Below are 12,765 nucleotides of genomic sequence, written 5' to 3'. Positions count from 1 at the left end.
TGTGAATGTCATTAACCTTCGCCCGACAGGTCCCTGCGCGCCTTGTCGAGTTCCTCGGCATAGCGCCGCATCAAATGGCCTTCGGTCAGCAGCCCCAGCACGATGCGGTCGGTGAAATCCTCGACCACGGCGAGCTCTTCAGCGCCGGCACGCTGGAAGGTCTCGGCGGCGGACTGCACGTTCATGCTGGGCACCAGCACGGCGCCCGTGTATTTGGCAAGATCGCGCACAGCCACCTCGCCATCGGAAGGATCGCTGTGCAGTTCGGCCACGATCAGCACGCCGACATAGTGATCGCCCGGGTCGACGGCGATGACGCGCTGGGCCGAACCGAGCGGCACTTGCCTGCGGAAGGCCGCCAGCGTCGTCGAGGCATAGATGGTCTTGATGTCCTTGCGCATCATCGAGCCGACGGTGAGGCTGCGCATCCAGCCGACGTCGTGGGCGCTGCGGATGGTCTCGCCGCGCAGATGGAAGCGCCATGTCGAGAAGGAGTAACCGAACGTCTCGCGCACCAGGATGGCCGACATGATCGAGGCCGCCAGCACAACACCGGTGAGTGTCAGGTCGCGGGTCGATTCCAGCGCCAGGAAGGTCATCGTCAGCGGGCCGCCAACGACGCCGACAGCGAGCGACGTCATGCCGACGACGGCGGCAACGGCGGGGTCGATGCCGGTGGCCGGCGAGACGAGCGCCATCACACCGGCAAACGCCTTGCCGAGCAGCGCGCCGAGGAACAGCGAGGCGAAGAACAGCCCGCCTCGAAAGCCCGAGCCCAGGGAGATGGCAGACGCCGCCAGTTTCAACACGAAGACGCTGGCCACCACGGCCAGCCCATAGTTCATCGCGAATTCGCGATGCAGCGCGCCATGGCCGCTGGACAGGACCTGCGGCGTGACCAACCCCAGCAATCCGACGATGACGCCGCCGATGACGGGGCGCAGCGACGCATCGATCGACAGCCTGTTAAAACCGCGTTCGATCAGTGTCACCAGATGCATGATGGCGATCGAAGCCGCGCCGCCGAGCAGGCCGAGCAGCAGGAACGGCACGTACTGGCTGGCGGTCAGCGCCGGCAGGCCCGCAAGCTCGAGTGGAAACGGCACGCCGCCAAACATCTCGGCGGTCAGAGAGGCCGAGATCGCGGCAGTCATGACCGGCGCGACATTGGCGAGCGAATAGATGCCGATGACCAGTTCGAAGCCATAGAAGGCGCCGGTCAGCGGTGCGTCGAAGGCGGCGGCGATGGCGCCGGCGGCACCACAGCCGACCAGGATGCGGACATCGTTGCGGCGCAGCCGGAAGATGCGCGCCAGCCGTGATGCCAGGCCGGACCCGACCTGCGTGTAGCCGGCTTCCAGCCCGACCGAGGCGCCAAAACCGCTGGAGATCATCGTCTGGCCGGCGATGATGAAGGTGTCGGTGAGCGACATGCTCCCGCCATAGAGTGCGTTGGCTTCGATCGGGTCGATCGGCGTGCGGAATTTCCGCAGTCTCAACCAGATCACGGTCAGCCCAAGCAGGATGCCGCCGATCGCCGGTATCAGCGCCTGTAGCGGATTGGCGAGCGAGAACATGCCGGACAGCCGGCCGCCGGGCTGGACGCCGAACAGCAGCCCGTGCAGGTCCTGCACGATCTGGCTCATCGCCGTGACCAGGATACCCGCCATCACCCCGACGACACCGGCCAAAATGACCACCGCGACGCCGCGCGCCTCGAGCAGCGGCAGCGATCTGGTCAGCACCGCGCGCAGCCGGCGTGCATAGACTTGCGGTTGGTTTCTGGAAAGCACCGGGGCGGCTCGCCGACATCAGAAAAGGCAGTGGAAAGCCCGCCTGATACGCCCGGCGACACGGCATGGCAACCACAATGGCGACAGACAAGGCGCCATTGTGGCATGGCCGTCCGGTTGCGGGCCGCGGCTGCCTCTGTTGGACCGCGAACGGCGCTCGCCGGCCGAAGAGCAGCCGGCTGGCGGACCGATCAGGTCGGCTTGGGATCGCCGGCCTCATAGAGCACGAGATTGCGCTCGCCGATGCCAAGTGCCGGCCAGCTTGCACGCCAGTCCGCAAGGTGCGGCGAGCGGAAATGTGCATCTAGCGCTGTCCTGTCGCTCCAGACTTCCGTGACCCGGATGAGCCCGGCATCGAGCACGTCCTGCGCGTAGGAATATTCGAGGCAACCGGGCTCTGCGCGGCTGGCCGACATCATGCGCTCCATCGCCGGTCTTGCCTGCTCCAGCTTCCCGGTGGGTAAGCGGATGGTGCCGATGATCAGGAGCATGAGATTTCCTCTTGGAAGCCGTGAGCCAGAGCGCAGTAGCCAGTCTCCCACCCTCGCGCAAGCTTGGCCGGTTAGGCTCACAAGGCTGCCGCGCGGGCAGGCTTGGCATTTTGGGGACGACATGGCGATCAGCGAAAGCATCCAGCCCGGCGCAGTGGCCAAGAACGGCCGCGACGTCTTCTTCGCCATCGGCATCGTCATCATCCTGGCCGTGCTGTTCCTGCCGATCCCGGCCTTTCTCATCGACATCGGCCTTGCCTTCTCGATCGCGCTTTCGGTGCTGATCCTGATGGTGGCGCTGTGGATCCAGCGGCCGCTCGATTTCTCGTCATTCCCGACCGTGCTGCTCATTGCCACCATGCTGCGGCTGTCGCTCAACATCGCCACCACGCGCATGATCCTGTCGCATGGCAATGAAGGCACGCACGCGGCCGGCTATGTCATCGCCGGCTTCTCCAAGCTGGTGATGGCCAGCGATTTCGTCATCGGCCTCATCGTCTTCATGATCCTCATCGTGGTGAACTTCATCGTCATCACCAAGGGCGCCACCCGTATCGCCGAGGTCGGCGCCCGCTTCACCCTCGACGCCATCCCCGGCAAGCAGATGTCGATCGACGCCGACCTCTCCGCCGGCATGATCGACGACAAGACGGCGCAGCTGCGCCGCCGTGAGCTGGAAGAGGAATCCTCCTTCTTCGGCTCGATGGACGGCGCCTCGAAATTCGTCCGCGGCGACGCCATCGCCGGCCTCATCATCACCGCCATCAACATCGTCGGCGGCATCGCCATCGGCTATATCAGGCATGGCATGGGCATGGGCGAAGCCGCCGACGTGTTCATCAAGCTGTCGGTCGGCGACGGCCTCGTCACCCAGATCCCGGCGCTGATCGTCTCATTGGCCGCCGGCCTGCTGGTGTCCAAGGGCGGTACGCGCGGTTCGACCAACCAGGCGGTGTTCGGCCAGCTCGGCGCCCATCCGCGCGCGCTTTACGTGGCGGCATCGCTGCTGGTGCTGCTCGGCCTGATGCCCGGCCTGCCGCTGTTTCCGTTCTTTGCGCTGGCCGGTGGCATGGCTGGCCTCGGCTACGTCATTCCGATGCGCCACAACCGCGCCGTCGCCGCCGCCGAAGCGATCAAGGACCAGGAGAAGGCGACCAAGGTCGAAGAGGAAAAGAACTCGGTCAAGGCGTCGCTCGCCACCGCCGAGATCGAGCTCCTGATCGGCAAGCAGCTGTCGACCCGGCTGCTGGTGTCGCATCAGGAACTGGTTTTCCGCATGGCCAAGATGCGCAAGAAATTCGCCACCCAATACGGCTTCGTCGTGCCGGAAGTGCGGGTCGCCGACGATTTCGCCATCCCTCCAAAGAGCTACCAGATCAAGGTGCACGGCACCGTGGTGGCCGAATACCAGATGCGCGTCGGCGAGATCATGGTGCTGCTCGGCAACCGCGACATACCCGAAATACCGGGCGAGGAAATCCGCGAGCCGGCCTTCGGCATGCGCGCCTATTCCGTGGTCGAAACCTTCGCCGAAGATCTGAAGCGCGAGAACTACACCTTCGCCGACAACATGTCGGTGCTGCTCACCCATCTTTCCGAGGTCATCCGCAACAACCTGCCGCAGCTTCTGTCCTACAAGGACATGAAGGCGCTGCTCGAACGGCAGGACCAGGAATATCGCAAGCTCGCCGACGAGATCTGCACCACGCACATCTCCTATCCCGGCCTGCAGGCGGTGCTGAAGCTGCTGCTCGCCGAGCGGGTCTCGATCCGCAATCTGCATCTGATCATCGAGGCGATCGCCGAGATCGCGCCGCATGTGCGCCGCACCGAGCAAATCGTCGAACATGTCCGCATCCGCATGGCCCAGCAGATCTGCGGCGACCTCTCCGAGGGAGGCGTACTCAAGGTGCTGCGTCTCGGCAACCGTTGGGATCTGGCCTTCCACCAGAGCCTCAAGCGCGACGCCAAGGGCGAGGTGCGCGAATTCGACATCGATCCGCGCCAGCTGGAAGAATTCGGCCAGGACGCGACCAAGGCGATCAAGAAATATCTGGAGGCCGGCGAGCGTTTCGTGCTGGTCACCGCGCCCGACGCCCGTCCCTATGTGCGCATGATCATCGAGCGGCTGTTCACCACGCTGCCGGTGCTCAGCCACGTCGAAATCGCCAAGGGCGTCGAGATCAGGGTGCTCGGAACCATATCGTGAGCGTGCTTTCGCAAGGCGTCGTCATCGCGGCGTTCCTCGCCTTCTGCCGCATCGGCGCCTGCTTCATGCTGATGCCCGGCCTGTCCAGCGCCCGCGTCCCGGTCCAGGTCAGGCTGTTCGTGGCGGTTGCCGCCACCGGCGGCCTGCTCGCCTTCCTGTGGGACCGCATCTTTCCCTTCGTCGACCCGCGCCCGCAAATCCTGGTGCCGATGATCATCTCGGAACTTCTGGTCGGCGGGCTGATCGGCGCCATGACCAGGCTCTACATGGAAGCCTTGCGCTTCATGGGCTCGGCCATCGCCATGCTGATCGGCTATGGCGGCACCGGCGGACCGGCGATCGAGGAGCCGGAGCCGCAGGCGGCGCTTGCCGCCATCATCTCGTTCTCGGCGCTGTTGATGCTCTTCGTCTTCGATTTCGACCATGAGATCATACGCGCGCTGGTGACCTCCTACACGGTCGCGCCGGTCAACATCTTCTTCAACCCGCAGGCCGCACTCGTCGATGTCACCGACACGGTGTCGGACACATTCTTCCTGGTCATCCGCCTCGGCAGCCCGTTTGTCGCCTATGCCATTCTCGTCAACCTGACGATCGGCTTCGTCAACAAGCTGACCCCGCAGATCCCGATCTATTTCATCTCCCAGCCCTTCATCATCGCCGGCGGCATGATCATCTTCTATTTCGCCGTCGGCACCATGCTGTCGCTGTTCGTCGCCGGCTTTGTCGACCTGACATTGGCAAGATAGCCATGAGCACACGCAGGGACCGCTTGAAGAAACTGGTCAAGGTGCAGGAACAACTGAAGGCGCTGCACGAAACCCGTCACGCCACCTTCCTTGCCGCGGCCAGCGCCGCCGAGGCCGAAGCCCGGGATCTGGTCGGGCATTTCGACCAGGCCGATTCCCTTTCCGGCCTGTTTCCCGATCTCTACCATCGCCGCATCGCCAGTGCGGTCGGACGCCAGGAGGCGAGCCTCGAAAGCGCCAGGCAGGAGGCCAGCCTCATCGCAGCGGCTACCGCGCGCACCAACATGGTCGAGCGCGCCTACAAGGACGTGCGCAACCGCGACGAGCGCGAACGCTCCGACCGCGAGCGCCTCGACCTGATCGCGCAGAAGCGGAGCGGGGAGTAGCCAAGGGAACTCTGCGATTGAGCTAACGGCGAGTTTTATTGTCCACATTGCGAACGGCAGGTTTGCGCCTCATCTCGGTCATATCGACAGATCTTGCTGGTGCCCGGAAGCAGACATCGCGGGGATCATTGTGGAGGTCGTGGTCACGCCAGACCTGCGCAGGGACAAGCGCTAACGTCTCGTCTCGACCCTTCGACGGCGTTCACCGCTGCTGAGGGCAATGGCTGCCTTGGGGTCCGCAAGCAGATTCAATTTGACTGTAGGCAGCGGTGCGCGAAAGGCATTCCGTTGCCGCCCACCCTCTATATATCGCGGTCACCCCATCGCCTATCGTTACCGGCCCGGTAACTGAGCGATCACGTTGCAATCGACCGTGCGGTCTGAACGCGCGGTGTAGGCCGCGTAGATCATCTGACCCGTGTTCATGGAGATTTCACGCACGAGCTTTCGACGGACTGCGATGGCGAACATAGCGGCCTCGGTGACGCCGATTGCAAATGCGTCTGGTCCGCCAATGACGCAGCGCTCGAAATAGGATTGCAGGTTGGAAGGGTCGTACATCGCAAACCCGTCTGCCCCGCCAATGCGGGGCAGTGCGATAGGCAGTCCGTTGATCGTTACACCTTCCGCGAGAAGAACCTGCCGGATGGGGTCAAGGAGCGCTCCGGCGTTGTTGGGACCGTCGCCTGATACGTCGATAACCCTGCGCGGGCTGCGCAAGCCACTCTTCGCGAACAGATCATTCGCGGCCGCCAATGCGCCGGAAATCGACGTTCCGCGGCCCTCAGTCAACGACAGCGCCGCGAGCCTGTCTGCCACAGCCAGAGTGTCGTCGAGGCTTTCGACAATTGTCCACGGCATAATGACGGTTTGCTGATTTGGCCCGGCCCACTCCAGATAGAGCACCGCGATTCTGCCCCGCTCTCCCGACTTGATTGCCCTCGCGATGTCCGCGTGGCGGAAGGCACCGACATAGCCGTCCCGTTGCACTCTTTGCTCAACTTTGCTCATCGAGGGCGAGACGTCGACGGCAAGGATCAGTTGCAGATCGACTTCGGCCAGGTCGCCCGCGGGACGGTCGGTAGAGTAAGCCTGTGACGCCATCGCGAAGGACAGAGTGAGCAGGCAGACGCCCATGAGCCGTAGCACCGGTCTTGCGCCCGCACTTCGAGCAATCTGCACCAAGTAGTCCATGGCGAGCGTCTCGCTGACAATGCAATTGTCGGTCCGAGGCGTCTCCTGGGTCACGAACGGCTTCCGATCATTCGCCGAAATCTGCGCTCCCCGCCGGTCTGGATGGTGAACACTCTTCGCAGCGCGAAACCGTGCTAAGATCGAAGAATTGGACTGCGGCTTCGTGCTTGAGGGAACCGGCTTGAATAGCTCGCCTCCCACGACGTTCGTACTCAACGGCGTGACCGCCGATCTGAGCAGCGAGACCTTGCGCGACAAGTCCAACAGGACAATCGCACTTCGCCACCAGGCCTTCGCGGTGCTTCGTCACCTTCTGGAGAACGCTGATCGCGTCATCACCAAGGACGACCTGATGAAGGCGGTCTGGAACGGGATAGCCGTGACCGATGACAGCCTGGTGCAGTGCATTCACGAGATCCGTGGGGCGCTCAACGACAGCCGGCAGGCCGTCGTGCAGACAGTGCCGAGGCGCGGTTACAGGCTGGTCCTTCCCTCAAATGCCGGACCGAGAATGGCCACCATCCTGGCCGCCGAAGTGGCCGCTGAGGGCCGGCCGACAGGCAAGGATGAGCGGATCTCTGCTGCAACTTTCCGGGCGTACAGGCAGATCATCGATCGGCTGCTGGTTCAACATGCGGGTCGCGTGTTCTGGAGCGCCGAAGAGAGCGTCGTCGCCGAGTTCACCGGCCCTGTCGAGGCGATGCGGTGTGCAAGCGAGATCCAGCATGACGTCGATAGGCGGAACTGCGAAGTTCCCGAGACAAAGCGCCTGCGCTTCCGCATCGGCGTTCACCTGGGTTATGTCGTCGCCGAGGGCGACCACCTCGCGGGCGAGGCAGTCGAGGTCGCCGCTCATCTGCAAACGTTGTCACGACCGGGCGGGATTTGCGTCACGGAAGCGGTCCACGCCCAGGCTCAAGACCGACTCTCGCTGGAATTCGTCGATCTCGGCGAGCATAAGCTGAAGAACGTCGCACGCGTCTTGCGCATCTACCGCGTACCCCTTGCTTCGGAGGAACCGGTCAGGTCGCCATTTCGCGGTCTCGATGCCTTCGAATTCGAAGATGCCGACCTCTTCTTCGGCCGAGCGCGGGCGATTGCTGCCTGCACTGCAAGACTGGAGCAGCAGGCAGCCAGCGGTACGGCATTCCTCCTTATCTACGGAATGAGCGGTTGCGGCAAGTCTTCCCTCCTGCGTGCTGGCCTGCTGCCGTCATTGACCCAGCCTGGAGCCGTGGCGGGCATATCCTTGTGGCGCCGCTGCCTGATCCGCCTCTCCGAAGGACCGGATGCATTCGCTGTGCTGGCTGCGGCACTGCTTAGCGAAGCTGCTGTGCCGGAGTTGTCCTGCGAAGTAACAGTCGCGGAGTTTGCTCTGCTCTGCAGGAGCGCGCCGGATCGGGCGCTGGCGATGGTCCGACAGGCACTTGGCAAGGCGGCCGGGTCGGCCCACTCGCAGATCAGATTGCTTGTCGCCATCGATCAGCTGGAGGAGCTGTTCACGACGGAGAAGCAGCCGGCGACGCGCGAGGCCCTTGTGCGGCTCATGGCGGTGCTAGCCGCGAGCGGACTGGTCTGGGTGATCGCGGCGATCCGTTCGGACTTTTTTCACCGCTGCGGTGAGGTCCCGGGTTTCTCGGCACTCAAGGACGGCCTCTCCAGCTACGAACTCCTGCCGCCGACCGGCCCAGAGATCGCGCAGATCATCCGCGAACCGGCGGGCGTTGCCGGGCTCCGCTTTGAGGAGAGTGCCGAGTTGGGGCGGCTCGATGATGTGCTGCAGAAGGCAGCAGCTGCCGATCCCGGATCATTGCCGCTTCTCGAGTTTGTGCTCGACGCGTTGTACCAAGCCGGCCGCGAGCGCCGAGTTCTAACCTTTGCGCATTATCGCGCGCTCGGCGGGCTCGAAGGCGCAATCGCGCGCCGCGCCGATGAAGTCGTAGACTTACTCGCGCCCGAGATCCAGGAGGCCTTACCCCCGGTGCTGGGCGCCCTCACCACAGCAAGTCCAAGCGATGGAACGGTGACGGCACGTCCGGCCCTGCTCACCGAAGTTGCAGGCACCCCCGCGCGATCGGCTCTCGTCAGGGCCCTGATCGACGCACGGCTACTCGTCAGCGATGAGGACGCCGGAGGGCATGTCTTCGTCCGCGTTGCACATGAAGCACTGTTGAGCCGTTGGCCGCGCGCCGGTGACATTGTGAATGCCAACCGGAACTTCCTCGAGACGCGCGACCGCCTCAGGGCCGACGCCCACCGTTGGCACCTGGAGAGTAGGAATCGAGAGCTTCTCCTTCCGTCCGGCAAACGTCTCGCGGAGGGCGAAGAGCTGCTGCTGTCAAGACGGGAGGAGGTCGACGATGATGTCCTTGAATACATCGAGGCATCTTTGCGCGCCCATCAGCAGAGAGAGGAGAAGGACCGGCAGGCAGAGCTGGCGCTGATCGAGGCCGCCGAAGAGGCAAAACGCGAGCGCCTGGAGCGCGAGGCCGAGCGCCGGAGCCTCGCGGCTACTGCCGCAAACCGGCTTGCCGGACGTACGCGCAATGCCGCGATTGTGGCGATAATGCTCGCTCTCATAGCGGGCGCAGGCGCACTGGTCGCCTTCAGGGCGCAGGAGGAAGCAAGGTGGCAACGCGACCAGGCGCTGCGCAACCAGTCTCTTTCGCTCTCCTTTCTTTCACAGCAGTCCACGGCGACGGGCAACACCGAGGCTGCGATCCTCTTGGCGCTCGAAGCACTGCCCTCGAAAGACCAGTCCGAGCGGCCATATCTCTTTGAAGCAGAGGCAGCCCTCTACAAGGCCCTGCTGGCGCACCACCAGATCAAAATCTTTCGGCATGCCGCCGGCGTTGCGGATGCGGCGTTCAATCCGAGCGGCGATCACATCGTCACTGCATCCTACGATAAAACTGCAGGCATCTGGGACATCTCCAGCGGTACCGAAACTGCAGTTCTAAAAGGTCATGAAGGGGCCGTGGAGAGGGCTGAATTCAGCCCGGACGGTAGCCGTATCCTGACGGCCGCGAGGGACGGCACTGCGCGCGTCTGGAACGCCATCTCGGGAGAACAGCTCTTCATCCTGCAGCCGGTAGGTAATTATCCAACGGCAATCTTCAGCCCGAATGGAAACCAGGTGCTGACGGCGGGGGAGAACAGCGATGCAGCGCTCTGGGACGCTCGGACCGGAAAGAAAGTCGTGAGTGTAAGCAGCGACGGATATGCACGGGCTGGCTTCAGTCCGGACGGTCGCAGCTTCGCGACGGCACGCAAGCACTTTGTTTCGATCTGGAATACCGCAGATGGCGCACTGACGCGGTCAATCCGGGTGAACTCCAGGCCCTACAGCCTGGCGTTCAGCCCGGACGGAAGCCGGCTGCTGGCTGGCGCGTGCGGTCCGCTTTCATACGGCGGCACTTCCAGCCTCTTAGATGTGTCGAAAGGAACGGAGATCGCAAAGTTCGCAGGCCAGAAGAGCGACACGCAATTGAACGGCGTGATTTTCAGTCACGGGGGTCAGCGAATTGCCACGGTATCACTCGACGGCGCTGCCCGGATTTGGGATGGAGCGTTAGGAACGCTGCATGACCTGCTCGGCCAGGAGGTTTCGGGTTTGAAGCTGGCTGATATCGGTGCGGATGAACGCGATGAGGAGATGAACGGTGCTTTCACCCCGGACGACCGCTTCCTGGCGACCGCTTCGGTCAATGGGCCGATCCGCATCTGGGACGTTGAACGCGCCTCGTTGGTCACGACGATCGCCGGTCATGAATCTTTGGTCGAGCATCTGGAATTCAGCCCGGTTGACAGCAACATCCTTCTCACTGCTTCACACGATGGCACATCTCGGCTGTGGGATGTCGACGGCGCACTGACGACGACGCTCTCTCATGAATATCGGCCGACTTTCGCGGTCTTCAGTCCCGACAATGTCCACCTGCTGACCGGTGGCGGCGACAGCGCGGCGCATTTGTGGGATGTTCTGAGCGGGCGCGAAATAATCCGGCTCGATACACATGAGATCGTTCAACGTGCGACGTTCAGTCCCGATGGAAGGCGCGTCGCGACGGCATCTCTTGGGGGCCAGGTCCGAATTTGGGAGGTGGCCAGGGGATTCGAGACCGCCCAGTTCCGATCACATGGCGGACTGATCCAGATCCAGTTTGGTCGCGATGGTAAATCGCTTGTTTCCGCTTCGATCGACGGTACCGCGCAGCTGTGGGACGCGGCGACCGGCACCGAGCTGGCCGTCATCAAAACAAGCAGCAAGCTGCCGCAGGCCATTCTTAGCCCCGACGGACGTCTGATCCTCGCGGCCAGGGAAGACAATGCGGGCCACCTCCTGAAGGCGGGCGGGGCTGAGCTTAAGGCTCTTGTGGGGCATCAGGATCGCATCACTGCAGCGGCCTTCAACCCGAACGGTCAACTGGTCGCCACGGGCTCACTCGACCACACGGCCCGAATTTGGTCGACCACGGACGGAGCAAACGTCGTAACGCTAGAGGGACATACCGACGAGGTGACGGTGGTCGCTTTCAGCCCCGACGGTCAGTCGCTGCTGACTGCCTCACGCGATGGAACCGTCCGTATCTGGAGCGTCTCTGGCGGACTGGAAAGGGCCGTTCTTAGGGGCCACAGCGGCGCGGTGGACAGCGCCCAGTTCAGTCCCAGTGGTTTGTATGTCGTGACCGCGTCGTCCGAAGATCGCACGGTCAGGCTATGGGCGACGCAATCGGGGCGCCAGATTGCTGTCCTTGCCAGCCAGGACGAAGCGACCGTTCGACCGGGCCTTACACGCGCAGCCTTCAGTTCCGACGGCACCCAGATCGCAATTATTTCCGGTGAAGAAAGGGTCCGTATCGTTCGCGTCTTCCAGACACCCAACGACCTCATTGACTTCGCCCGGCGCACCGTGCCCCGCGAACTAACCCCTTGCGAGCGGCGAAGCTTCTTCCTTCCTGAAGACCCTGCAACTGGTACTTGTCCGGGCTGATGTCGGCAACGGGGTCAGATCTTGCCGCTTGAGCCGGCCGCCGGAACGGGCAACTTAGCGCCGCATGTCGGCCATAGAAGTAGATATTGCCGTGGCCCGGAAGCAGACATCTCCTGAGACCGCGCTGTAGGTGGCGTCGCGACATGAGCGGCCCTCCGAGCACATCTATGTTCGCCATCCGCCTCGTTTCGTGGCGGCCTTCCCGCAGCCGGATTCAATCCGCATGCTTGGAACCAATGACGGGCCAGACTGTTCACCTATAGCTTTGATACGACGCTGCCGTGCCCGGCCGGTGGTAAGCGGCGATCTTAAGGAGTTCGCATCGTGAAGATTTCGTCCACATTTCGTTCAGTCGCGTTTGCCGTCATCGCCGCTGCGGGGGTAAGCCTTGCCAGCGCCGCGCATGCCGAGAGCGGTACGATCCGCTTCTCCGTCTACAAAGCTGCCTTCTTTGTGGGTGGCTCTGGAGGCGAGGGCACGCTGACCTTCCATGGTCGCCGCTATCCCATCTCTGTCGGCGGCATCTCGGGCGGCCTCGCCTTCGGGGTTTCCAAGACCTATTTCCAAGGTACCGTTCGCCACATTCGCCGCGTCCGAGATGTAACGGGGGTCTACGGGGCGGCGGGCGGTGGCGGCGCGCTCGGCAAAGGGGCCCAGGTGATCGTCATGACCAATGACAAGGGCGCCCAACTCGAACTCTCAGGCAAGCAGGTAGGCCTGCAAGTCAACGCCGATCTCAGCGGTATGGCCATCACGGTGAAGTAAGGCCTGTCGCTCCGTTCGTCGTCCCTGCAGTTGGCCCACGACGCTGAATACAAACGTCGACTTTCTAGCCCTACCATCTCGGAAGCTGCCATTCCGCTTCCGTGAAGAGTTTCGGGCGCCGGCAGGCGTACGAAAGTCCCCGAGGAAGGAACCCGCGGGCCACAGTCGATGGCTATGGAGATTTC

General features: G+C 63.2%; 8 protein-coding genes. 5 read left to right on the top strand and 3 right to left on the bottom strand.

From position 1 onward, the window contains the following. Positions 1 to 11: 11 nt before the first annotated feature. Entirely contained in the window at positions 12 to 1,793 is a 1,782-nt protein-coding gene (locus ACFFNA_RS19015; protein ID WP_378920674.1) for a chloride channel protein, read from the bottom strand. 191 nt (positions 1,794 to 1,984) lie between these two features. Further along, the gene (locus ACFFNA_RS19010; protein WP_378920672.1) at positions 1,985 to 2,284 is read right to left on the bottom strand and encodes a putative quinol monooxygenase; all 300 of its coding nucleotides are present in this window, start codon (positions 2,282 to 2,284) and stop codon (positions 1,985 to 1,987) included. Between the two features lie 121 nt (positions 2,285 to 2,405). Between ACFFNA_RS19010 and flhA the strand changes: the two genes are divergently transcribed. From flhA to ACFFNA_RS18995, 3 genes are read left to right on the top strand one after another with little or no spacing between them, the layout of a single operon-like run. After that, positions 2,406 to 4,493 carry a flagellar biosynthesis protein FlhA gene (gene flhA / locus ACFFNA_RS19005; RefSeq protein ID WP_111548630.1) on the top strand — a complete coding sequence of 696 codons (2,088 nt, stop codon included), beginning with the start codon at positions 2,406 to 2,408 and terminating at the stop codon, positions 4,491 to 4,493. Continuing rightward, positions 4,490 to 5,242, top strand: coding sequence for a flagellar biosynthetic protein FliR (fliR, locus tag ACFFNA_RS19000; RefSeq protein ID WP_095084533.1), 753 nt, complete (start codon positions 4,490 to 4,492; stop codon positions 5,240 to 5,242). The genes flhA and fliR overlap by 4 nt, the downstream gene beginning before the upstream one ends. A gap of 2 nt (positions 5,243 to 5,244) precedes the next feature. Beyond that, positions 5,245 to 5,628 carry a hypothetical protein gene (locus tag ACFFNA_RS18995; RefSeq protein ID WP_378920670.1) on the top strand — a complete coding sequence of 128 codons (384 nt, stop codon included), beginning with the start codon at positions 5,245 to 5,247 and terminating at the stop codon, positions 5,626 to 5,628. Between the two features lie 333 nt (positions 5,629 to 5,961). Here ACFFNA_RS18995 and ACFFNA_RS18990 read toward each other — a convergent pair whose 3' ends face one another. Then, positions 5,962 to 6,876 carry a DUF1194 domain-containing protein gene (locus tag ACFFNA_RS18990; protein WP_378920668.1) on the bottom strand — a complete coding sequence of 305 codons (915 nt, stop codon included), beginning with the start codon at positions 6,874 to 6,876 and terminating at the stop codon, positions 5,962 to 5,964. Between the two features lie 109 nt (positions 6,877 to 6,985). Here ACFFNA_RS18990 and ACFFNA_RS18985 point away from each other — a divergent pair, with 109 nt between their 5' ends. Both ACFFNA_RS18985 and ACFFNA_RS18980 read left to right on the top strand, forming a co-directional pair. Next, positions 6,986 to 11,815: an nSTAND1 domain-containing NTPase gene (locus ACFFNA_RS18985; RefSeq protein WP_378920666.1), complete on the top strand. Its 4,830-nt coding sequence runs from the start codon at positions 6,986 to 6,988 to the stop codon at positions 11,813 to 11,815. A 324-nt stretch (positions 11,816 to 12,139) separates the two neighbouring features. After that, positions 12,140 to 12,580, top strand: coding sequence for a lipid-binding SYLF domain-containing protein (locus tag ACFFNA_RS18980; RefSeq protein ID WP_111548634.1), 441 nt, complete (start codon positions 12,140 to 12,142; stop codon positions 12,578 to 12,580). Positions 12,581 to 12,765 lie beyond the last annotated feature (185 nt).

It is taken from the genome of Mesorhizobium kowhaii (assembly GCF_042431665.1).
Taxonomy (GTDB): Bacteria; Pseudomonadota; Alphaproteobacteria; order Rhizobiales; family Rhizobiaceae; genus Mesorhizobium; species Mesorhizobium kowhaii.
This window is presented reverse-complemented; position numbering and strand designations above follow the sequence as displayed.